Genomic DNA, 22,602 nt, shown 5'->3' with positions numbered 1-22,602 from the left:
TCTCGGCGTCCCTGACACGCCTGGGGCGGCGGCACCTGCGCTGCCCTGACCGTCGGACGGCATATCACGCATGAGCAACATCCTGTTCGGAGGAAACAGCCAGTTGTTAGCGTTGATGACAGGGGCCGGCGCTCACCGGCCGACATGGGTCGGCCCATGAGCGTGTACCGCCGGATCCGTGTGCTGTTCTATTGGTTTGTGGGCCCTCGACCTCCGAAGAATGCATGACGAAGCGCCCCGCCACGAGGAGGGGCGAAGCAGTGCCTTCATCCGATAAAAGAGTGTTAGCGCTCACTGTTGTGGAGTCAAGGCGTCGGACAGCAGAAGTGCGGTGAGCCCGCCGCGCCGACACCTCGGGCGCCCTTGACCGCTGATCTCCGGCCGCACCCGACGTTGTCAGTGGCCGGAGTGTCTGCCCGGAGTGTGTGCCCGGAGTGGGTCCGGTCCGCTCGCGGGCCGGCTGACGCTGAGGGCGCGGGGGAGGCCCGGGCCAAGTGCACGCGCCTGACTTCCACTCGTCGGGGACATGCCCTTCTGTGCCACCGCCTGGAGGAGGAGCCCCAGGTCGTCTGCGGGCGGCACCCGCCCGTGCCTTCCTCGACTGCCGGCCTGCGCGGACGGTGGCTGTCGTGTTCGGCGGGGACGATCAGCCACCGGCCGCCCGGCACGTCACCGGCCAGCTCGGCCCCCCAGGCCCCGTCGCGAGAACTCGCCGACGGGTTCCACGGCCGCGTCCAAGCAGACTCCGGGATCAGGAGCACGGCGGCGTGGATGGACCCGGTGATGGTCACCCGGAGCGGAGTCCGCCGCCCGCGCCAGAACCTCTTCGCCGGCTGGGCCGGCGCCTTCCCTGGTGGGGGACGGGATGGCGCCCGCCGTACGGCTAGGACGGCATCAGCGACCGCCGCGACCGGACGCAGCGCGCCGGGAGCGGTAGCGGCCGTCGCGCCGCAGACGGCAGCCTCCGCGCCGGCCCCGCGAACTCGCCCCTCCGCCCCCTCGGGCCGGCCCTGCCGTCGTGGGCCTGCTCGCGGTCATCGTCTCCGGGTGGCCCGGTGCACGAAGGCGGGCGGGAGGTTCGCCCACACCGCCCTCGAGCGCTCCAACCGGTCGAAACGGCAGGCGAGTTCGGCCGTGAAGTGGCGGGCGGGCGGGGTCCAGGCCGCGTGCAGATAGGCGAAGGTGGCGAACCGGCCGCCGGGTGCGAGGACTTCGGTCACGGCGTCCAGGATGCGCCCGCGCCGGTCCTGCGGCATGACCGTCCAGGGCAGCCCGGAGATCACCGCGTCGACCGGTTCGCCCACTGCGGCGGCCAGCCCGGCGGCCGTGCCCTGGACCACCGTCAGCCGGCTGTCGTGCCGGGTGGCCGACAGCCGGGCGGCGAGCACTGGGTTGAGCTCGACGGCGACGAGCCGCGCGTCCGGGGCGAGCCGCGCGAGGATCGCGTCGGTGAACACCCCGGTCCCCGGACCGAGCTCGGCGACGAGCCGGGCCCGTTCCAGACCGACACCCTCGGTCATCGCCTGGGCAAGTTGCCGTGAACTGGGGGCAACGGCACCGGTCATGAGGGGCCGCCGGAGGAACTCGGTGGTGATCGACATGGCGGCCATGCTGGAAGGGCCCCGGGTGGCCGGACGTCGTATCCCCGGCCGGTGTGCGTACGACCCCGGGAGGACCCCGTGACCACCGCCAGGACGATGCCGGGGAACAGGCCCCGACCATAGCCTGAGGCGGTGCAACGGCTGATCGAGACCCTGTCCCGCCTGCGGCAAGGACATCCGTGGCTCACGGACGTCCTGCTCCTCGCTCTGGTGGCCGTGCCCCCGGTGATCCGCCCCCAGTCCGGCTGGCGGCCCGTCCGGGTACAGGTGGTCGTGTACGCGGCCTTGGTACTGCCCCTGCTGTGGCGCCGCCACCGGCCGGTCCTCGTCGCAGCGCTGGTGACCACCGCCTTCTGGGCACAGAACCTCGGCCAGGTATGGGGCCAGGAACCAGGACGCGGCGCCACCGCCCTGGCCGCGATCCTCGCCACCCTCACGGTACGCGGCCTGCGCCGCGCCGCCGCGGCCACGGTTCTCGGTGCTGCAGGCTGCGCACTGCTGTGGATTCCCGGCGTGCAGCGCACCCACGGAGATCCGGGTGCCCGCGGTGCCTGGCTCACCGCGCTCGCCGTGGGGCTTCTGCTGGCCGGGGCCTGGGTGTTCGGCGAGTACATCCGTGCCCGGCGCGCCTATATCGCCGAGTTCGAACGCAGGGCCGCGCTCGCCGAGTCGGAGCGCCTCGCCCTGGCCCGGGTCGCCGCCGCCGAGGAGCGGGCGCGCATCGCCCGCGAGATCCATGACGTCCTCGCGCACAGTGTGAGCGTGATGGTGCTGAACGCCGAGGGCGGCCGGCTGATGCGGCACACCGACCCCACGGTCGTCGACCGCACCCTCGGTGTGATCAGCGCGACCGGCCGTGAGGCCCTGGACGAGCTGCGCCGGCTGCTGGGGGTGCTGCGCACCGCCGGGACGGACACCCCGGCCCACGGCCCCGGCCCCGCATCGGACCACGGCGGGGCCGGGGACTGCCTCGCCACCGATCTCCGGCGGCTGGTCGGACGCCTCAACACCAACGGCAGGCGCGCCCGGCTGGACCAACGGGGCGAGGGAGGCGGCCTTCCGGCGGATCTCACCGCGCAGACGTACCGCATCGTGCAGGAGGCGCTCACCAACGTCGTCAAACACGCGCCGTCCGACGCCGCGGTCCGGGTCCGGGTCGACACCGGCACCCAGGGACCCGGGCGGGAGGTCAGCGTCCGGGTGGAGAACTCGTCCGGATCCGGAGTGCGGGCGGCCCAGGAGCACCCCACCCCGCTGCTTCTCCCCGGTCACGGACTCACCGGCATGCGCGAACGCACCGCCCTGTACGGCGGGAGCTTCGACGCCGGACCCACACCCGACGGCGGCTACCGGGTCACCGCCACGCTGCGCTCCACGGAGCCCCAACCCTCGACGTCCCAGTCCACAACGCCCCGGCCCTCGACGCCCCACTCCACGACGGGAGCCTCGTGACCGGCCCGACCTCCACCGCGTCGTCGGCGCGGGTGCTGATCTGCGACGACCAGCAGCTGATCCGGATGGGACTGCGCATGGTCATCGACAGCCAGCCCGACCTCACGGTGGTGGGCGAGGCCGCCGACGGGGATGCCGCGATCGCGGGCGTGGCCGCCCTGGCGCCGGACCTCGTCCTGATGGACGTGCGCATGCCCGGCCTGGACGGGCTCGCCGCGACCGAACACCTCTGCGCGCAGCCGCAAGGACCCCGGATCCTGGTCGTCACCACCTTCGACCTGGACGAGTACGCCTACGCCGCCCTGCGCGCCGGTGCGAACGGCTTCCTCGTCAAGGACGCCCCCGCCGAGGAGATCCTGGTCACCGTCCGGGCGGTGCTGCGGGGAGAGGTCATGGTGGCACCCTCACTCACCCGGCGTCTGGTCGAACGCTTCGTCCTGCAAGCCCCCGCGTCCGAGCCCGCCCAGCGCAGGCTCCTGACCGCGCTCACCGACCGGGAACGGGAAGTCCTCGCCCTGGTCGCCCGGGGGCTGGCCAACGGCGAGATCGCCGAGCGCCTCTTCGTGGGCGAGACGACCGTCAAAACCCACCTCGGCCGCATCCTGACCAAACTCGGCCTCCGCGACCGTGTTCACGCAGTGATATTCGCCTACGAGAGCGGGCTGGTACGAGCCGGGGACTGAACAGACGACAGCCGTGCCGGTCTCCGCTCCGTGCCCTCGGACATCCCGAGGGATCAACCGGTGACCCTCCTGCCATCGGGTACCACCCCGGGATGCGCCGCGATCTTCTCGGACATCGACGACCAGCTGTCGGCGTCCGTGCCGCAGCGGCCCGGGGCACACTCCTCCGACCGGTTCGGTCTGGAGGCATGCGTGGAGCGGCAGTTGGAGGACTCCCGCAGCAGGGCGGGACGGCCTTCAGCCGAAGTGACCGTCAGGGGGCGATGTAGTCGTCGAGCCGGGCGACCGCGAAGCCCTGCTGACCGATCAGACGCAGCAGGGTGGCGAACATCCGGGTCATGGTTTCGCCTTTGAGCTCGGAGGGGCCGCGGAAGTGGGCCAGGATGATGTCGCCGGGGCGCAGGCGGTGGTCGGCTGACTGGTACTGCAGGCGGTGGATCTGCATGGTCTCCTTCCAGAGCACCACTGCTCCGGGCCCGCAGCCCTTCACCGCCTGCAGGGTGGCCGTGTTGTAGTTGCCGTACGGCGGGCGGAAGAGCACCGGGGCTTTGCCGTACTCCTTGGTCAGCTTCCCCTGCTGGCCGCACACCTGCGCACGCTGCGCGGCCACGCCGAGTGCCGGCATGTTCGGGTGGGTGAGGGTGTGGTTCTGGATGGTGTTGCCGAGCTGCTGGAGGGGCTTGAAGTAGCTGTAGTCGTCCTTGATGGCCGCGTCGGTCAGGAACATGGTGAAGGGCACCTTGAGCTCTCGCATCATGCGGACGAACTTGGGGTCCTTCTCGGCGCCGTCGTCGATGGTGATGAAGACGACCTTGTCCTTGGTCGGGACCCGGCTGATCACGGGTACGGCGCCCGAGCCTGCGAGCCTCACCACGGGCCCGGCGGGCGGCTGCGGGGCATGCGGCAGAGGTTTGAGGCCCCAGGCCCGCCAGACGGCAGCGGCGCTCTTGGTGCCGGCAGGGGGCCGGACGACGGCCTGGGCAGTGCCGCTGGGCTCCGGGAAGGGGGACCTGCCGGTGTTGCTGCCACCGGAGGAGGTGCACGCGGTGGACAGGAACGTGAGGGCCACTACTGCGGCTGCGGAAGCCCGTATCCGGCTGCGGCGCATGACGTGCTTCTCCTGTGATTGTCCTGCTGGTGTTGATCGTCGACGGGCACGTTAACCGGCGAAACGACGGCGTCCCGGAGGGACATGCTTACATGATCGGAAAATATGATGAAAGTCTGGGTATCGCACGTTCCAAGCCCATCGAGGCGGTGCAAGGCCTCAGGCCGGACGGGGACGGCTCTGCGGGGGCGACAGCCTTCAGGGCGGGGGTCGGGCAGGTGCCACGGGGCTGTCCCGTCGGTTGCTGAAGCCGGCAGAGGCTGAAGCGCAGTGTTGTGGATGGGGGGTCGGGCAGGCCGGCCGGGAAGACCGCGGTGATCACGGGCGAGGACAGCAGTATCGACAAGGCCGTGGATAAGCCGTTGCGCCGGCACCTGTTAGGGCTGATAGACAGGGGCATGGACGACGAAATCATTTCCCCGGTCGCGCGGATGCTCGCCGAACGCGCCTGTGAGCGCATCATCGTGGACTTCATCCACCGCCTTGACCTCGGCAACCCGAGTTCGGTGGCCGAGCTGTTCACGCCCGACGGTGTGTGGCACTGGCCTTTCGGGGACCGGCGCATCGAGGGGCGCGAGGCCCTGCGCGCCTACTTCGCCTCACGCCCGGCGGACAGGCTCTCGCGCCGTCTGATGACGAACATCCTGGTCACGGTGGAGTCCGAAGCGACAGCGCGGTCCGTCTCGTATCTGACGACATACCGGATCGACGGCTACTCAGGTGGGATGATCGAGCCCAGGCTCCCGGTGAACGTCGGCCACTACGAGGATGTCTTCCGCAGGGTGGACGGCGTCTGGTTGCTCGCCAGCCGCACCGTCTTCCTCCCCTTCGGCCGCGAAACTGACCGACTTCCCATCGCGGATGCATCACAGCCCTGACGACACCGCCCGCGTCGAGGCCCTGGCCGGTGCGGTGCACATTGGCGGAGGTCTTGATGCTCTCGGAGTCGAGTACGCAGGCGCTTGGTTCGGCTCGGCGGCCTTCGGCTTCGCGTACCCGGCGGCGAAGCAGGCCGCTTGGCTGGTCGAACACGCCGTCCTTCCGCCAGGCGGCGAAGTACCCGTAGACGGTTTCCCAAGGCGCGAAGTCGTGCGGCAGGTAACGCCAGGGGATGCCCGCTCGGTCGACGTACAGAACTGCGTCCATGAGGCGGCGCAGGTCGTGCACGGGCGGACGCCCAAACCGGCCCGGCTGCGGGGGCTAGGGAGCAATCCGGTGCCGGCGAGGGGGGTGGCGTCATTTCGGGTCCTCCGGGTGCGGGTAGACCAGGCAGCCCTCAGAGCTGCGCCCTCCGCATGCCGTCCCGGCACCGCCCCACAGGATTTGGGCATACGTCAGGTTGCATCGGGTTTCCTGCAGGCCATTCGGAGCGGACCAAGCGCAGCAGCCACCGCGAATGCCACCCTCCACCCGGGGTGTCCGCGACGCAGGCCCAGCAACCGTCCAGCTCGTGCCGCGAACCGAGCGATCTCGAACAACATTGTCCAAACGGTGTTGGCCGTCGCTGTGGCCAAGGTTCACGGAACGACGAAACGCCATCGCTCCTGGGCTAATCCCTGTGCACTCGCAGTCATTCCATCGGCTGTGCAAAACCTAGGCTCGCCGTCAGTACAGCAGCAGACATTCGCATCTGCTGCGGAGCCTTGCCCACCCGAGTGCTTACAGCGGTGCTCGCAGGAGCAGGAGTGGGCCCGTTGAAGGAGCGATCCGTATGTCGACCAGAACCAGTCAACGCAGCCGGCGTTCAAAGCTGTGGGCCATAGGGGCCACGGGCGCGCTCGCAATGGGAGCCCTTGCCGGCTGGCCTGCGGGAGCGGCCGTGCTCGGGGACCGCACGGCTCCGGGCGGTCAGGCCAAGGCAAGTGTCTCCGTGCAGCCGGACTGGGCCAGCGCCGGGCAGAACAACCACAACACCCGGTATGCGGCGACCGAACACACCATCAACTCGGCGAACGTGGGCAAGCTGAAGCCCAAGTGGACCTTCACCACCGCCGGTGACATCTCGGCCACCGCGACCGTGGTCAAGGGAGTGGTCTACGTACCGGACTGGGGCGGGAAGCTCTGGGCGATCAACGCCACTACGGGCAAGGCCATCTGGTCCCGCGACATCAGCTCCTACGACGGCATCACCGGTGACGTCTCGCGCACGAGCCCGGCGTACTGGCACGGCGAGCTCGTGATCGGCACCGGAGCGCAGGGCGTCTCAGCGATGAAGAGCGCCTACATCGTGGGCATCAACGCCCGCACCGGCAAGATGCTGTGGCGCACCAAGGTCGACGAGGACCCGGCCACCATCGTCACCAGCTCGCCGACCGTGGACAACGGAGTGGTCTACTTCGGCACATCCTCGAAGGGCGAGACCCTGAGCGGGCCGCAGACCTTCCGCGGATCGGTGATCGCGGCCAGCGCCACCACCGGCAGGATTCTGTGGAAGACCTACACCATTCCCAAGGGCTACACGGGCGGCGCCATGTGGGGCAGCCAGGCGGTCGTCGACCACAAGACCGGCGAACTCTATGTGGCCACCGGCAACAACTACACCACTCCGCCCGGTGTTTGCACCGACCCCGGAGAGGCTGACTGCACCCCGCCGGTCGCCGAGGACCACATCGACAGCATCCTGGCGCTCAACCTCAAGAGCGGCAAGATCGACTGGGCCCGCCCGACGCTGACCGCGGACACCTGGACCGTACCCGTCCCGAACGACGCACCCGACTACGATTTCGGCAGCGCGCCCAACCTGTACACCACCACGGTGAACGGCAAGCGCACCGACCTGCTCGGTATCGGCCAGAAGAGCGGCATCTACTGGGCGCTCGACCCGGCCACCGGCAAGGTGGTCTGGAAGAGCCAGGCCGGACCGGGCGGAGCGCTCGGCGGCATCGAGTGGGGGTCGGCCACTGACGGGAAGCACATCTTCGTCGCGATCGCGAACGGCTCGCACAGGAGTTACACGCTGACGTCGTACGACGGAAAGAAGACGACGACGACAGGTGGCCTGTGGGCGGCCCTCGACGCGGCCACCGGTAAGATCCTCTGGCAGGTCGCCGACCCGCAGGGCTCCTACATCGACGACGGGTTCGTCTCCGCTGCCAACGGTGTGATGTACGCCGACTCCAGCGCACCCACCGGCAACAACATGTATGCCTTCGACGCCGACACCGGTCAGATCAAGTGGGCCTTCCCCAGCGGGGGCTCCGTGTGGGCCGGCGCGTCGGTCGTCAACGGAACCGTCTACTGGGGCAGCGGCTACCGCACCGCCGGGCTCGGTCTCGGCTACAAGGGCGACAACGACAAGCTCTATGCCTTCTCGCTCGACGGAAAGTAAGTGACCCCTGTGACCGCGTCGCTGGACGACGGTGACGCGGTGGGGCGTGGGCCAGGGCGCGCCCAGGGGGCTCGAACGCTTCGAACGTGAAGCGAACCGTGGGGCACACCGCCAGGACAGGCGGTGTGCCCCACGTACCACTCCCACAGCGGATCCGCCGGCGACCGGACCCGCCAGCTCCCGGCCGTGAGAAGGCAGGTGGGCGCTCCCGCTGCCCGCGCGGTGTTTTGGGCCGTCGCCGCCGCCTGCTGGTCCTGCGTGTACTCCAACTTCGACCAGGCCGGCTCCAAGAACGTGCAGTTCTGGCTGGTCACCAAGGGCGACCCGGAGACGTACGACGCCTACCAGGCCTACTTCGCCGCGCACGGCCTGCCCACCTTCGACGTCGGGGCCGGGGGCTCGGACCACGAGTCCTTCGACGACGCCGGCATCCCCGTGGGCGGGTTCAGCACCGGCATCTCCGACTGCATCCACGAGCCCTGCGACGACATCACCAACGTCGACCCGCCCACCGAGACCGCCAGCGCCAACGCCGTTCTCGGCGTGACCTGGCAACTGGCCACCACCGACCCCCGCAAGGACGCCCACCATGCCTGACGCCCGCCGCTTCCGCCGCCGCCTCACGGTGGTCGCCCCGCTGGCTGCCGCCGGCTCGCTGCTGCTGACCGCGCTCCCGGCCGCGGCGATCACCGGCGGAGCAGGCGTCGGCGACCCTTACTTCCCCGACGACGGCAACTCCGGCTACGACGTCACCCACTACGACGTGCACCTGGGCTACGACCCCGCGCACCCCGATCACCTCGACGGCGACACCACGGTCACCGCACGGGCCACCGAGGACCTGGACCGCTTCGACCTGGACCTGAAGGGATTCCGGATCGGCACGGTCACCGTCAACGGCCGGCCGGCCCGTGAGGTGACCCGCAGCGGCGCCCATGAACTGGTCGTCACACCCGCCGGGCGCCTGCCCGCCGGTCGCCCGTTCACCGTCCGCGTCACCTACGCCGGCACACCCGACCACGAGGGCTGGCACACACTCCAGGACGGCGGCGCCGACGCCATCGGCGAGCCCCACGGGGCCACCTCCTGGTTCCCGTCCAACGACCATCCGTCCGACAAGGCCACCTTCGGCCTGACCGTGACCGTGCCGGACGGCTGGACCGCGATCGGCAACGGCGTCCCGGGCAGGACCACCTCCGGCGGCGGCCGCACCACGTACCGCTGGTCCGAGGACCGCCCGATGGCCACCTACCTGGCCACCGTCGCCATCGACAGGTTCACCGTGCAGAAGTACGCGCTGCCGGACGGCACGCCGGTGATCGACGCGTACAGCCCCGGCGCGCTCACCGATCCGGCCACCCCCGCGCTCCAGGCGGAGATCATCTCCTTCCTCTCCTCGAAGTTCGGGCCCTACCCCTTCGACTCGGCGGGCGGCATCGCGATCAACGGCATCACCGACGAGGGCACGCCCCTCGCCCTGGAGACCCAGGGCCGTCCCACCTACTCCGGCGCCCTCTTCGACGTGTCGATGGTCCACGAGATCACCCACCAGTGGTTCGGGGACAGCGTCTCCTTCACGGACTGGCGGGACGGCTGCATCGCCGAGTGCTTCGCGCAGTACGCCAACCAGCTCTGGGACGAGCACCTGGGCGCTGATCTGGACACCGGCTTCTACCAGTGGGTACTCGAAGGGAACCGGGACAACCCGACCTTCTGGGACGTCCCCCTCTACGACGCGGGCCCCGGCACGGAACTCGACCCCGCCCTGTACGACAAGGGCTCCCTGATGATGCACGCGCTGCGCCGGTACGTGGGTGACGACACCTTCTTCGCCACCCTCAAGCGGTGGACCGCCGATCACGCCTACGGCAACGCGTCCTGGCCGGCCTTCGAGAAGCTGGCGGCGCAGGTCTCGGGCAAGGACCTCAACGGCTTCTTCCGCGCCTGGGCACACAGCACGGTCATTCCGCCCCAGAAGTATCTGTACCCGGGCAGCCTGGCCAAGCTCAGGCCCGGCGCCCACTGAGGGAGGACCCGACCGGGACACGCACCGCCACCCCGGTCGGGCCCACCCTCAGTGGGCGCCGCGAGACGGATCAACCGCCCAGTGCCCGCACCATGGTCATGACGGATCCGACCTGGCCCCGCCTTTGATGCAAGGCATCCCACCCCAGGGCCGCACGCGCGGCACCGGGCACGGACGGTCCGAGATCCGCCGGCTCAAGGTCGCCACCGTTTGAACGCCGAGGTGTCGTTCTCCTTGTAGACCCGGGCAAAGGGCCCCAGGTGAGTCGGGTGCGGGTGTCCCCGGAGTCCTCCAACTGCCGCTCCACGCCTGCCTCCAGGCCGAAGCCGGAGGACGACGGTGGCCGTCCCCTGGCCTGGAACGCCGTCTGCAGCTTCCTGGGGGCACCGCCATGCTCACCGCTGCGGCGGCCCAGGCCACCGCCCTGATCCCGGCGCTGTCACACCCACTGCGCCCGGAACTTGATCAACCAGGCGCCGGAGTCCGCACAGCCCTGAGTGGCCATACTGCTGAGACGATCTTCGAGCAATCGGACGCCGCCGCTGTCCGCGCACAGATGGCCACCGTGAGCGGCCGCCCTGGACGAGAAGTTCCCGGCGCTGGCCGGGCACCTGGAGGGCGCCCGAGAAGACCTCCTGGCCTTCACCGCGCTCCCGCGCACCGTCTGGAAGTCGATCTGGTCGAACAATCCGCAGGAGCGGCTGGCAAGGAAATCAGGCGCCGCACGGACGTCGTCGGGATCTTCCCTGATCGCTCTGCGACCATTCGCCTGGTCGGGGCGGTGCTGGCCGAGCAGAACGACGAGGGGACCGAGGGCGGCCGCTATATGGGCCTCGACCTCCTCGCCAAAGCCCGCCTGCACCCGATCGACGGAACCGACGACGACAGTGCGGCACCCGTTGAACTGACCGCATAACCCCAACACGGATCACCGAGTGGCCGACTCACACAGCACTCCAGCGGGTGTGACCCGCGATCAGTCCGCATAGCTGCTGCATTGCGCCCATCCCGCCGTCGCCGACTGCTCTTGCCGCCAACGCGGGTGCGGGCCTCTGCCTGCAACTGTCGCCACGATCTTGCGCGTCTCAAGACAATGGATGCTGGCGCGTACGACGTCCAGACGTGGGGGTGAGTGGGATGCAGGCACTGGAGCCGGGAGATCCCGAGCAGGTGGGACCGTATCGGATCACTGCACGTCTGGGCGCTGGAGGCATGGGACGTGTCTACGTCGGTCATTCGAGAGCTGGTCGGAGGGCCGCGGTCAAAGTGGTCCACTCGGAATTGGCCGAAGACGCGGAGTTCCGCCGCCGGTTCGCACGTGAGGTCGCCGCCGCGCAGAGGGTGAGCGGGGCGTTCACTGCTCCGGTGTTGGGTGCGGACCCGGACAGCGATCCGCCGTGGCTTGCCACGCTCTACGTCCCAGGGCCCTGTCTGTCCGATGTGCTGAGCGCGCATGGTGCCCTGCCGGAAGGTTCCGTGCGGCTGCTTGGTGCCGGCCTTTTGGAGGCTTTGGAGTCGATCCACTCTTCTGGGCTGGTGCACCGCGATCTGAAGCCGTCCAACGTGCTGCTGGCGGCGGACGGGCCGCGGGTCATCGACTTCGGGATCTCGGTTGCGCCCGAATTCAGTGCGCTCACCCGGACGGGCTCGATTGTGGGAACTCCAGGGTTCATGTCGCCGGAGCAGTTGGTAGGCAAGCCGGTGGGGCCGGCGAGCGACATCTTTTCTCTGGGTGCTTTGCTGGTCTTCGCAGCGACTGGTGCATCAGCGTTCGGTCAAGCCGCGGCGCCAGCGTTGATGTACCGAATCGTTCATGACCAGGCTCGTCTCGATGCGGTGCCCGAGGCCTTGCGCACTCCGCTGGGCCGCGCCTTGGCCAAGGACCCTGATGACCGTCCAGGCGTGGCTCAGCTATTGGCAGAGTTGCTGCCGCACGGGGTGTCGCAGAGCGAACTCGGTGGCCTTGGTGAGCGGCGGTGGCTGCCGTCGGCGATTGCTGCGACGTTGTCGCGGCCCGATGCCGCTACGGTCATCAGTATCGAAGGCGGCGCGCCGGAGCGTGGTGAGGAGAAGCAGGGCACGTGGCTGGGCCGGGTCCTGGGCATTCGTCGACGCCTTCCCACAGTCCCGTCGCTGCCCGTGCCACCTGCAGAGTCTCCCGCCGGCGCTATGGAAGCTCCTGAGGACGTCGCGGCCCCGCCTGCGCCACCGGCAGGCGCCCCAGGCGCCGCTCCCGATCCCCGCCAGAACATCATTGTGCCGCCCGTATTGACGCAGACACCCCCCGGCCCAGTCGCGACCCGGGTCAAGCCAGCGGCTGCCTCGTTCGAAGGCTTCGTCCTCGACACCGACGCTGTCTCCCTCGACTGCCTTGTCGACGGTGAGCGGACCCTAGCCGTGGTGGTGTCACCGGACAGCGCCACGCCCACCGTCTGGGACCTCAACGCGCAGGCGCAAACCGGCGTACTCGCCGGGCATACCGATGCGGTGAGAGACGTCTGCTGCGTGACTCTCGAGGGCCGGAGTGCCGCTGTCACGGCAGGAGACGACGGGACGATCCGCGTCTGGAGTCTGGCCGACCATACTCTGCTGAACACGATCCTGTATCCGCGTGACTCTTTCCCAGTCCAAAAAGTCTTCTGCACCGAACTGGACGGCATTCCTGCGGTTGTTGCGGGAACGGGGGGCTCTCGCCTCATGCGCGTCTATGATCTGCGGACGTTCAGCGAGATCCCCATTGCTGGCCCGATGCTCAACGGCTCTCGTGCCGACCTCATCGGCTGCACACGGATCGATGGCCGGCCGGTCGTGCTCACCATTGCGGCGGATCGCATGGTTCGGGTATGGGACCTGACCACCCACGCTCCGGTGCACAGGTTGATCTCTCCGCTGGAAGATACGTGGGATGCATGCTGCATCGAGGTCGGCGACCGCACGCTCGTGATCTGCGGCGGGCGTGGCGAGGGCGGCCAACTGCCGGTATGGGCATTGACTGCGGGAAAGCGGCCGCAGATCCTCCTGCAAGATGGCAATTACCGCGCCACGGGTGCAGTACGGCCCGCATGGGTCGACGGCCGCCCTGTTGCTGTCACAGGCGATGATCATGTCCGGGTCTGGGATGCGGAAACCTTCAGCGAGGTGGCAACCCTGTCCCTTCCCGGACGTGCCGCCTCCGTCCGCGACCTCGCCTGTATCAAGATCGGCGGTCACTCCTGTGTGGTCGCCGCGGTGGGAACGGTGCCCACAGGACCGGGCGAGCCGTGGATACATCGCGTGCACGTGCTCAGTCTGACCGCAGCCCTGAGCACACTCGACTGGCCCGCCATCGCCTCTCCCGCGATTCAGAAAGGGAGGCAAAGCCGCGGAGTACAGGTGGCCCAGGTGCCTGCCACCAAGGGGCTCGCCGTTGAGGTCGCTCAGCGCCACATTCTCACTGGGCGCGGCCCCCGGATCACGTGCATGGACTGGTCGCTGGTGAACGGGCGTGCCGTGGCGGTGCTCGGCGGGCCCGGTGGCATGGGACTGTGGGACGTTGCAGCAGGGGCCCGCCTGGGTTCCCTGAGCACGTCAGGGAGCCTCTTCCAGGCTCACGCGCTGTCGTGCGCCACCCTGAGTGGGCGGCCGGTCGTCGCGGCGGGTGACGCCAGCGGCCTGATGCGGGTGTGGGACTTGGCCGAGCGACAGGAACACCTGTCCCTGCAGAGTCAACGGCACGAGGTGCTCTCTCTGATCTGCACAAACCTCGCGGACCGGCCCCTGGCCATCGTGGGTGGCCGGGACGACGAGGTGCGCGTCTGGGACCTCGCGACGCAGCAGCAGACGATGGCGTTCGGCGCCCGCGACGTGGTCTCCCTTGCAATTGCCGAAATCGGCGGTCATCCCACGGTCCTTGCCTGCGACGAGGAAGGCAGACTGACCCTGTGGGACCTGCGGGACGGCTCACGCACAGCCACCCTGCGCTCCGAAGACTGGCCCGTTGGCTCTCTGGCCCACAGCACTGCCGGTCGGCACCACATAGCGGTCCTTGGCGGTACTCGCCTGCATCTGTGGGACCTGACGGACCTGCGGCGGAGAGCTTCTGTCGGCGACCTGTCCCGCGCCGAATACCGCACCGTCCACGGTACACGGGTCGAGGATGTGCCGCTGGTGCTGGCCACCCCCGGCAAGGGGGTCCTGCAAGTGTGGAACCTGGCCGCTCGGAAACCGATCGGCGAAGCCGCCCTGCTGGAGTCCGTTGAGGCGGACCACATGGGAGAGGGCCTGTGCGCATTGACCACGGTGCCCGGACTGCGCGGCACGATCCTGGTGGCCGTCCGAGGGGACGGTGCAGCCGCCACCTACGATCTCACCCTCGTCCGACACGAGTAGGCTCGCCCACGGCACGGGCGTTCCCGGCCCATGCGGTGTTGGTCGGTTGTGAAGTCAGATGTCGAGGCCGTCTGGTGGGCGGCGGAACTGGAGTCGCTGCTGCTGGAGAACCGCCACTGGAGTACTAGGGCCTGTTTCAAAAGTGGATCAAGGTCTGTCATGATCCACTCGTGGGACGTGGGGATCTGACGAGCGAGCAATGGGCCAGGCTGGAGCCGCTGTTGCCGGTAGGCAAGAAGCCGGGGCGGCCTCCGGTCTGGTCGAAGCGGCAGCTGATCAACGGCATACGCTGGCGGACGCGGACCGGTGCGCCCTGGCGAGACGTTCCCGCCCGCTACGGTGAGTGGGAGACCGTTTACGGGCTCTTCCGGCGCTGGCAGCGCGACGGCACCTGGAGTCGGATCCTCTCCCAGTTGCAGGCCGAGGCTGACGCGAAGGGCCTGATCATCTGGGACGTGAGCGTGGACTCCACGGTCGCGCGGGCGCATCAGCATGCGGCGGGCGCTCGTAAAAGGGGGACCTGCAGCAGGACAAACCAGGCGGAGTCGCAGTCGAGCCCGCCGACCACGGGCTCGGACGCTCACGCGGTGGACTGACGACGAAGGTGCACCTGGCGGTCGAGCACGGCCAAAAACCACTTTCCTTCCTGGTCACCGCCGGTCAGCGGCACGACAGTCCCCAGTTCCAGCCCGTCCTGGAGCGCATCCGGGTGCCTCGGGCCGGCGTTGGCAGGCCGCGCCGGCGACCGGGTCGGGTGCGGGCAGACAAGGCTTACGGGTCGCGAGCCAACCGCGACTACCTGCGCAGACGTGGGATCCGCTGCACGATCCCGGAGAAGTCCGACCAGATCCGCAACCGCAAGAAGCTGGGCGCTCGCGGCGGCCGCCCGCCAAAGTTCGACAAGGCCGACTACCGCGAGCGCCACGCGGTCGAGTGTGGGATCAACCGCCTCAAGCGCCATCGAGCGGTGGCCACCAGGTACGACAAGCTGGCCGTCCGCTACGAGGCCACCGTCACGATCGCCGTCATCAACGAGTGGCTCTGATCTTCCTGGCCGACCCTCGGCCCACGAGAAACGTGGTATCGCTGCAGGTGGCCAGGCTTCTAGCCTGTGGTCCATGCATCAGCCCAGAAGGCGCGACCGCCGCATTGCTCGCCGCGTGCCGCCGGAGCGGGCCCGGCGCCAGTCCTCGCAGCTCACGGCTGCGGGGGCTGATGTGGTCCTGGTCGGCTACTTCTCGGCAAAGCAGAAGGACTTCGAAACGCTCATGGCGTCGGCAGCCGTAGAACTGACAGCGCGGGGCGCTCGGGTCGTCGTGCAGATTGTGCAGCGACGAGGCGTCTCGGACGGCGGGGTCCAGAAGATGGGTCTGCCCTACTCGTCGCGGACTTTGCTGAGCTACGGAAAGGTCCGCGAGGTGGCCCAGGCCTGTGACCAGGCCAATGCTGACGCAGTGATCTTCGTTGCCTCTTTGACCGAGCGCCAGCAGCGCGTGCTGACAGCAATGCTTGGGCGCCCCGCCGTGAGCCTTTCCGACATCCTCACCGCCGACTGACCGCTCACTCGAAGCAAGCTTTTGAAACAGGCCCTAGTGGTTGGGTTCCAGGGTGAGGTCAAAGGTGCCGACGATTCCGTCGGCCCGGGCAGCGACCAGGATCGCGCCGAGCCGCCGGGGAATTGCTGCCACCGCACGCAGGTCCTGGTTGGAGGCCGCCTCCTCGACGAGGAAGGATTCCTGCCCGATCAGGTGCCGGGACGCTAGGTCCCAGATTTTCAGTTGCCCTTGACGGGTCGCCACCATCGTGAGCGACCAGTCCTCGACCAACGTGCAGCAGGCGGCGTGGGGGTAGTCCCGGCCGTCGCCGAGGGAGCCGATGCGCTGCAGGGTGGTCAGGTCCCACAGATGGGTCAGGGGACCGCCCAGCACGGCTACGGGGCCCTGGGGGGTGTCGGCCCAGGCGATCGACTCGACTGGCCCGCTCGCGCTGCGCAGCGTGGCCATGCGAGGGCTTGCGGATGCCAGGTCCCACAGGCTCAGTCGGCCGTCTTCGTCACCGGCCAGGACGACGGACTGACCGTCGATGTGGGCGACCTCGAGCGACACCACGTCCCGGACGCCGAAGGAGGCGATTTGCTTCTGTACGGCCAGATCCCAGACTCGAACCACGTCGTCCCTGCCGCCGACGACGGCCAGTGTCCGGCCTTCAAGGGTGGTGCAGGCGATGGAGAGGACACCGCGTTTCTGGCACTGCAGGGCCATCCGCTCCTGGTGGCGTTCGAGGTCCCAGACGCGCACCATTCCGTCGTCGTCGCCGGCTACAGCGATCGGACGGCCCCGCAGGGTTCCGCAGGCCAGTGCCACCGTCTGAAACCGGTAGCCCTCGATCAACAGGCCGAGATGGGAGCCGGTCGCCACATCCCAGATCCGCAGTCCCTCCCGGGTCGCGATCACAGCAAGGGGGCGGCCGCCCACAACCGTGCAGGTCAGTGCCGAGAACTGCGGGCCAGGCTCGGTCAGCGTGTGCCGTGCGGTGATGCGGGCGGATACGCGCGCACCGCCGCTCGATGACTGCACGAAGGCCGGGCGCAGCGGCTGTGGGGTCGCGCCCGCACTGGTGGCTGGTGCTCGAGTGGTCGCCGGCCAGTTCGGCGCCCGGAGTTCGCCTGCCAACGGCAGGACGCGCAGGGTGCCCGCGTCTGTGGCCAGCACGGCGCACGGATGGCCGTGCAGGTGCGTGCACAGGAGCTTCCCGACGAACTGGGCGTTGTCGGGAAGCGTGAGATCTGCCACCAGACTGAGAGTGTCCAGGTCCCATACCTGCACCCCTGCATGACCGACCGTGACGGCGACGGGCCGCCCATCCACCGACGCCGTGGCGGCATCCCAGATGTCGCCACCAGTCTGCAGGGAGCAGAGCGTCGGACCACCAGACGCGGCCAAGTCCCAGACGTGCAGTACTTCCCGACCTGGGCCTCGTCCACCGGCCAGGACTACCGGACGCCCGTGGACCTCGGCGAATACTGCGGCCCACGCCTCTTGCAGCGGCGCATCCAGGTCGGCGATGCGCTCCCTCGTGCGGAGATCCCAGACGCCCACGTGTTTTCCGGACCCGAACGTCAGCACCACGGAGCGGCCGTCCGCCATCGTGATGCACCGCAGGGAATCCACTCGGTTCGCATCGATGCGATGCCCCAGTGATTCGATCTCGGTGCCGCTCTCAAGCTCGAAGGTGTGCACCGCGCCGTCGCCGCGGAACACGGCGAGCACCACGGGCCGTCCGTCGAGTTCGCCGCAGCGCACCTCGTCGGCGAAGATCGGATGCGAGGGATGCTCGATGGTGCGCAGCACGGCCCCGGACTGCAGGTCCCATACGCGAATGGTGTTGTCCATGCTGGCCGTGACGGCGACGCTCCTGCCGTCCACACGTGCGCAGGACAACCCTCGAACGGGGCCTTGATTGCCCTTCAGCACTCTGAGCAACTTGCGTTCCGCAAGGTCCCAGACGATTGGGTCGGTCGCCTCGTTTGCGACGGTCACGGCCAGGGTGCGGTCGCCATGCACGATGCAGTCGAGGAGCGAGGCGGAGGCCTCGAGCGTGAACGCCTCGGGTACTGGAGCACGCGGCGCGGAGGCCGGCCGGGTGGGCGTCGGCGCGGGCCGCGCCGAGCGGGACGCTGCAGCCTGCGCCGACTGCCGAACCGCTGGCTGCCCCGCCATCTCCGCGGGGCCGACTGGAGCCGAGGGATGGCGCCCGAAGCCCAGGATCCGGCCGAGGCGGATACGGCCGGCGAACAGAGCCCTCGCACCTCGCTCTGCACTGTTCTTGCCGGGGGCGGTCATGGTGGGAGCAGCATGGGTAGACAGAGTCGCGACGACGGTCGGTGGCGGCCAGGACGGGTTGTGCGGACCCAGGGGCTCGGACGGTGCCAGGAGGGCGAGCAGAGACGATACGTCGGGCCGCGCGCTCGGGTCCTTGGCCAGGCAGCCGGCCAGTGGTGCCCTCAAGAGCTCGGGTACGGCGTGAAGATCCGGCTCCTCGTGGACGATGCGGTACATCAGCGCATGGGCAGGTCCTTGCCCGAACGCGCCCTCACCGGTGGCCGCGTACACCAGCAAGGCGCCCAGAGAGAAGACATCGCTCGCCGTACCGATCGACTCACCGAGCAACTGCTCGGGTGACATGAACCCGGGCGTACCGACGACGGATCCAGCGCGGGTGATCGCGCTCAACTCGGCGGCCGACGATATGCCGAAGTCGATGACCCGCGGCCCGTCCTCCGCGATCAGAACGTTCGACGGCTTCAGGTCGCGGTGCACGACACCGGCGGAGTGGATCGCATCGACGGCCTCCAGGAGGCCAGCCCCGAGTGCCCGGACCGCGCTCTCGGGCAGAGGACCGTGTGTGCTGACCACATCGGCCAGGCACGGGCCGGGTATGTACTGGGTAGCCAGCCACGGCGGCTCACCGTCCGGGTCGGCCGCGAGCACAGGGGCGGTGAAGGCCCCGCTGACACGCCGGGCTGCGGCAACCTCGCGGGCGAACCGGCGACGGAACTCCTGATCCGCCGCTAACTCGGACCGCACCACCTTGACGGCGACCGCCCGCCCAGCCCTTGACTCGCCGAGGTAGACACGCCCCATCCCTCCAACACCAAGCCGCGCCGTGATCCGGTATGGCCCCACGTTCACCGGATCATCCGGCTCCAAAGCCTTCACCAGCGGACCTCCCCGAAGAGCCGAGCCTCCGCGCAGTCGGCCTCACGCGATTATGGCGGTAGGTACGGGGACAAGCCCAGGAAGCGGCAAAACTCAACGACCGGCCGAGACTCGCCATCGCCAAGTGGTCGCTCGCCCCGGGTACCTGCCCCGATCTCCACGACGACCGGTACTCCCGAAGTGCTCCGCGCTCCAGGGCGGACGGCGAACGGCAGACTGTCGGGTGGGGTCATTGTGCTGATCTCCCCTTCGTGATCTCGACAATCCGAAGGATCAGTCGACGGCCGTCTCACATTCGGGCGCCACGACCGTCACCGGGAGCAAGCCCCCGGGGTCAGGTGGAACTGCGTACACCTGCTCGGCGATGCTGTGGTTGTGTGTGGGCACCAGGGTGCTGCTCCACAATCAGGATGGTGCTCTTGTGGCACCGCTACCGCTGCCTGAGGGCGAGCAACATGCCGGTGTGGTCAACGATTCGGTCGGCAGCGGACTTGGAGATGCCGAAGAGCGGGGACGTGTCAGCTCCTGCGCGTGGGTGGCGGCCACCCAAATTCGCTCCGTGCCAGTCCAGGCACAGGACGGTGGCGTCATCCTCAGGTGGCCGCCGCATGCGTCGATAACTGCGCCGGACAGTGCCCGCACGACGTCGCGGGGATGGTCGGACGCGGTATTGCGAATGAGGGCGGGCAGGTCGAGGGTCTCGGCTTGCCGTTCCCTCATGCCGTCGGTGTAGAACACGATGCGATCACCGGGGCGCAGGTCGAGGTGCTGCACGCGGTAGGTGGTGGCCGAGGAGACTCCGAAGGCCAAGTCGATGTTCATGGACTCTTCCTTCACCTGGCCGTCGCGCAGGCGTAGAGGCCAAGGATGGCCCGCGTTGACGAGCTCGGTGCGGGTGCCGTCCAGGCGAATGCGCAGCATCTGGCCGGTGGCCAGGGCTTCGCTGGCGTGGTCCAGGATGGCCTTGTTGGTCTTCCGTGCCTGTTCGGCCAGGTCGCACCCGGCCCGGCGGGCGCTGCGGGAGGCGCTGACCAGGAGGGTCGCCAGCAGGGCGGAGTCGAGGTCGTGGCCCATGGCGTCGGTGATGGACAGGTGGAGCGTGTCGCGATCGAGAGAGTAGTCGTAGGTATCGCCGCCGATGCTGTCGGACGACACCAGGCCTGCGGCGACGGTGAACTGGGCGGCTTCGCAGCAACTGGCCGACGGCAGGAGCTGGTGCTGGATCTCGGCGGCCAGACTCATCGGCGTGGTGCGCCGCCCCCAGTGGTAGAGGTCGGTGAACCGGCGGTCGGTGACGATGATGTACGCCAGCGCGTGGGCGGCCTCGCCGACCTGCTCCAGTACCTCGTCGGTGGCCTCGGGCAGCGTCAGCTCCAGCACGCCGACGGTGTCGCCCCGGTTCGTGACCGGGGCGATCACCCGCTCTCTCTGTCCGCTGGCGGGTGCCCGTGTCAGCTGCTGCGTGCGTAGTACCTGCTCGTAAAGGCTGTCGGCCAGAGGAATCTGCTGGGCGCGGTCCCTGGACGGTGTGGCTTCCCCGACGAACCGCACCACCTGCTGGCCCGTGACGTCGAGGAACAGGAACGACACCTCCCTGGCAGCGAACCGCTCCCGCAGATTGCGGGCGACCACATCGATGGACTCCACGGGCGCCGCGTCCTCGGCTGCGGCGAGGGTTTCACCCATGTCGAGCCGATCATGCTCCATGGCGGTCTCCCTCGGACCGGGCACCCCCTCCTGTCTCAACCGTAGGCATCACGAGTTGATGGCGCCGCCGTTGATCCACTGGTTGCACCGCTGGCGGCCTCGACGAGACGACCTGTCTGGTGGGGCTGTCGTGGGATGTGCGCGGTGAAGGGCGGCCCGGTGTTTCCGCTGATGCGTTCGCTCTTTGCGGTCCGGGAGTGGCCCGTCGGGTGGAGGCCCGGTCTCGGGGGCGGGGCAGAGGTCAGGTGTCCGCTTCCGGCTTCGGCTCCCCGGCGTGCCGGCGCAGTTCTGTGTTGATGCGCAGTGCTTCTTCGAGTTGGTCCTCGAGGATGATGATGCGGCAGGCGGCCTCGATGGGGGTGCCTTGGCCGACGAGGTCCCGGGCGCGCTGGGCGAGGCGCAGTTGGTAGCGGGAGTAGCGGCGGTGGCCGCCTTCGGAGCGCAGCGGGGTGATGAGGCGGTGTTCGCCCAGGGCTCGTAGGAAGGCGGGGGTGGTGCCGGTCATCTCGGCGGCGCGGCCCATGGTGTAGGCGGGGTAGTCGTCGTCGTCGAGTTTGTCGGGTGTGCGGGGGCTGGTCGGACTGGTCACTGCACCTCTCTGGGTTCTCGTGGAGAACGCGTCGAGGGGCCCCGGTGCCTGGTCGGCTCCGGGGCCCCGAAGGGGAATTACACCATCCACCGGTCTGAGCCGGTCCTCTACTGTCGCACCGCCCCAGGCGAGGGGGCGTGCGGGGATCGCGTATGCGTGACCGGAAACCACCGTCCTTGCGTTGGGGTCTGCGGTGTCCGCCCGGGCAGGACTTCACGGGCCGGGCGATCCTGATGGCGTTTCCGCCCTCCATTCATCCTCTGGACTGATCTTTCAACGGGTACTGCAGGTGCGGCGCTTGCTGAACCGCATCCTTTGCCCGGTGTCCGTGAGGGTTCACCGGTCCGGCAGCCGACCCCGTCGCCTGTGGGCTTTCACTGGCTCGGAACCGCACTGCCACGAGTTCTCGGCACGCGCGCCGCAGCCTGGACGCCTTTGCCGAGATCCTGCCTCTTCTGCGGCTGCCGGCAGTGCACCACGGAACGGTGCACTGCCGAGGGTGTTGCTGATCGGCGGCCCCTGATACCTGCGGGCCGCCTGGTCCGGCAGTCAGCCCCGTCGCCGACCTGTAACTCCTGGCTTCGGTGCTCCACTGCCGGACCGTACTGCGAACTTCTGTCCAACTACCCGGCCAGTTCGTGTCTGGCCGGTCTCGCCGACTGCTGTCTACGAGAGAAACACTAACCCCGCACGGAAGCTATGTCTACTTCGGCGGGTATAGATTTTGGCGTGTCGGGCCAGCAGGTAATCTTCCTGGTGCCGTGGCGGCGCCCCCGGCCGTCGCCGCGCCCAGCGGAAGGCGTGGGGCACCGCGCAGGAGGCTGCTGGGGAAGAGCTGGGAGGTGCGTCCGTGACGCCGAGTGGGCAGTCGGCCCTGGTCGAAGCCATCGCCGAGGCTGTCCGGGGCGGTGACGACCGCACCGTTCGCCGGCTCCTGGCCCGCTTCGCCGAGGAGGCCACCATCGGCGATCTCTACGCCCTTCGCGACGCCCTTGGCTCCCGGCACCACCGCGGTCAGCAGA

13 protein-coding genes and 3 pseudogenes are annotated in these 22,602 nt (G+C 69.0%); 10 read left to right on the top strand and 6 right to left on the bottom strand.

Annotation, left to right across the window (positions count from 1 at the left end):
* Positions 1-1,034: 1,034 nt before the first annotated feature.
* Positions 1,035-1,601, bottom strand: coding sequence for a class I SAM-dependent methyltransferase (locus AOK09_RS09535; RefSeq protein WP_055586731.1), 567 nt, complete (start codon positions 1,599-1,601; stop codon positions 1,035-1,037).
* 132 nt (positions 1,602-1,733) lie between these two features.
* Between AOK09_RS09535 and AOK09_RS09530 the strand changes: the two genes are divergently transcribed.
* Together AOK09_RS09530 and AOK09_RS09525 are read left to right on the top strand one after the other, a co-directional pair.
* Entirely contained in the window at positions 1,734-3,053 is a 1,320-nt protein-coding gene (locus AOK09_RS09530) for a sensor histidine kinase (protein ID WP_055586690.1), read from the top strand.
* Positions 3,050-3,736: a response regulator gene (locus AOK09_RS09525; protein ID WP_079062890.1), complete on the top strand. Its 687-nt coding sequence runs from the start codon at positions 3,050-3,052 to the stop codon at positions 3,734-3,736. Before AOK09_RS09530 ends, AOK09_RS09525 begins: the two co-directional genes overlap by 4 nt.
* 253 nt (positions 3,737-3,989) lie before the next feature.
* On the opposite strand, the gene AOK09_RS09520 is transcribed toward AOK09_RS09525, so the two are convergent.
* A complete protein-coding gene (locus AOK09_RS09520) occupies positions 3,990-4,844 on the bottom strand; it encodes a polysaccharide deacetylase family protein (RefSeq protein ID WP_055586689.1) in 855 nt (284 codons plus the stop codon).
* Between the two features lie 398 nt (positions 4,845-5,242).
* On the opposite strand from AOK09_RS09520, the gene AOK09_RS09515 reads away from it, so the two are divergent.
* Positions 5,243-5,722, top strand: coding sequence for a nuclear transport factor 2 family protein (locus AOK09_RS09515; protein WP_055586729.1), 480 nt, complete (start codon positions 5,243-5,245; stop codon positions 5,720-5,722).
* 7 nt (positions 5,723-5,729) lie between these two features.
* On the opposite strand, the pseudogene AOK09_RS37535 reads toward AOK09_RS09515, so the two are convergent.
* Positions 5,730-6,026, bottom strand: a pseudogene (locus AOK09_RS37535) (transposase); the annotation flags it as partial.
* Between the two features lie 637 nt (positions 6,027-6,663).
* Between AOK09_RS37535 and AOK09_RS09510 the strand changes: the two are divergent.
* The 7 genes and pseudogenes from AOK09_RS09510 to AOK09_RS09475 all read left to right on the top strand — a co-directional run bounded on the left by AOK09_RS09510 (position 6,664) and on the right by AOK09_RS09475 (position 16,122).
* Positions 6,664-8,172, top strand: a complete 1,509-nt coding sequence (locus tag AOK09_RS09510) for an outer membrane protein assembly factor BamB family protein (RefSeq protein WP_055586688.1) — start codon at positions 6,664-6,666, stop codon at positions 8,170-8,172.
* A 198-nt stretch (positions 8,173-8,370) separates the two neighbouring features.
* Positions 8,371-8,769 (top strand): M28 family peptidase, encoded by a 399-nt coding sequence (locus AOK09_RS09505; protein ID WP_245687198.1) that lies wholly within the window; start codon positions 8,371-8,373, stop codon positions 8,767-8,769.
* Entirely contained in the window at positions 8,762-10,198 is a 1,437-nt protein-coding gene (locus tag AOK09_RS09500; protein WP_055586686.1) for a M1 family metallopeptidase, read from the top strand. The genes AOK09_RS09505 and AOK09_RS09500 overlap by 8 nt, the downstream gene beginning before the upstream one ends.
* 431 nt (positions 10,199-10,629) lie before the next feature.
* Positions 10,630-11,114 (top strand): annotated as a pseudogene (locus AOK09_RS37530) (transposase); the annotation flags it as partial.
* Between the two features lie 221 nt (positions 11,115-11,335).
* On the top strand, positions 11,336-14,566 hold the full coding sequence (locus tag AOK09_RS09490; RefSeq protein ID WP_079062888.1) for a WD40 repeat domain-containing serine/threonine protein kinase: 3,231 nt from the start codon (positions 11,336-11,338) through the stop codon (positions 14,564-14,566).
* Between the two features lie 170 nt (positions 14,567-14,736).
* Positions 14,737-15,611 (top strand): IS5 family transposase gene (locus AOK09_RS37525; RefSeq protein WP_407675381.1). Its coding sequence is split into 2 segments (ribosomal slippage): positions 14,737-15,094 and positions 15,094-15,611, totalling 876 coding nucleotides; the frame shifts between segments, so codons are not numbered across the junction.
* 73 nt (positions 15,612-15,684) lie between these two features.
* Positions 15,685-16,122, top strand: a complete 438-nt coding sequence (locus tag AOK09_RS09475; RefSeq protein WP_245687197.1) for an HflX-like GTP-binding protein — start codon at positions 15,685-15,687, stop codon at positions 16,120-16,122.
* Between the two features lie 33 nt (positions 16,123-16,155).
* Here AOK09_RS09475 and AOK09_RS09470 read toward each other — a convergent pair whose 3' ends face one another.
* The 3 genes and pseudogenes from AOK09_RS09470 to AOK09_RS09460 all read right to left on the bottom strand — a co-directional run bounded on the left by AOK09_RS09470 (position 16,156) and on the right by AOK09_RS09460 (position 21,514).
* Positions 16,156-19,284 (bottom strand): WD40 repeat domain-containing serine/threonine protein kinase, encoded by a 3,129-nt coding sequence (locus tag AOK09_RS09470; RefSeq protein ID WP_107101285.1) that lies wholly within the window; start codon positions 19,282-19,284, stop codon positions 16,156-16,158.
* Between the two features lie 430 nt (positions 19,285-19,714).
* Positions 19,715-20,991 (bottom strand): annotated as a pseudogene (locus tag AOK09_RS09465) (PP2C family protein-serine/threonine phosphatase).
* A gap of 241 nt (positions 20,992-21,232) precedes the next feature.
* On the bottom strand, positions 21,233-21,514 hold the full coding sequence (locus tag AOK09_RS09460; RefSeq protein ID WP_245687204.1) for a helix-turn-helix domain-containing protein: 282 nt from the start codon (positions 21,512-21,514) through the stop codon (positions 21,233-21,235).
* Between the last annotated feature and the right edge of the window lie 1,088 nt (positions 21,515-22,602).

The sequence above is a fragment of the Peterkaempfera griseoplana genome (assembly GCF_001418575.1).
Taxonomy (GTDB): Bacteria; Actinomycetota; Actinomycetes; order Streptomycetales; family Streptomycetaceae; genus Peterkaempfera; species Peterkaempfera griseoplana.
The sequence above is the reverse complement of the archived record's forward strand: the minus strand, read 5'-3'. Positions and strand labels throughout refer to the sequence as shown.

What these genes read in the sequence shown, in the direction of transcription:
- AOK09_RS09535 (WP_055586731.1), bottom strand. Translation starts at nt 1,601, where the DNA reads ATGTCGATCACCACCGAGTTCCTCCGGCGGCCCCTCATGACCGGTGCC.
- AOK09_RS09520 (WP_055586689.1), bottom strand. Translation starts at nt 4,844, where the DNA reads ATGCGCCGCAGCCGGATACGGGCTTCCGCAGCCGCAGTAGTGGCCCTC.
- AOK09_RS09515 (WP_055586729.1), top strand. Translation starts at nt 5,243, where the DNA reads ATGGACGACGAAATCATTTCCCCGGTCGCGCGGATGCTCGCCGAACGC.
- AOK09_RS09500 (WP_055586686.1), top strand. Translation starts at nt 8,762, where the DNA reads ATGCCTGACGCCCGCCGCTTCCGCCGCCGCCTCACGGTGGTCGCCCCG.
- AOK09_RS09490 (WP_079062888.1), top strand. Translation starts at nt 11,336, where the DNA reads ATGCAGGCACTGGAGCCGGGAGATCCCGAGCAGGTGGGACCGTATCGG.
- AOK09_RS09475 (WP_245687197.1), top strand. Translation starts at nt 15,685, where the DNA reads ATGCATCAGCCCAGAAGGCGCGACCGCCGCATTGCTCGCCGCGTGCCG.
- AOK09_RS09460 (WP_245687204.1), bottom strand. Translation starts at nt 21,514, where the DNA reads ATGGGCCGCGCCGCCGAGATGACCGGCACCACCCCCGCCTTCCTACGA.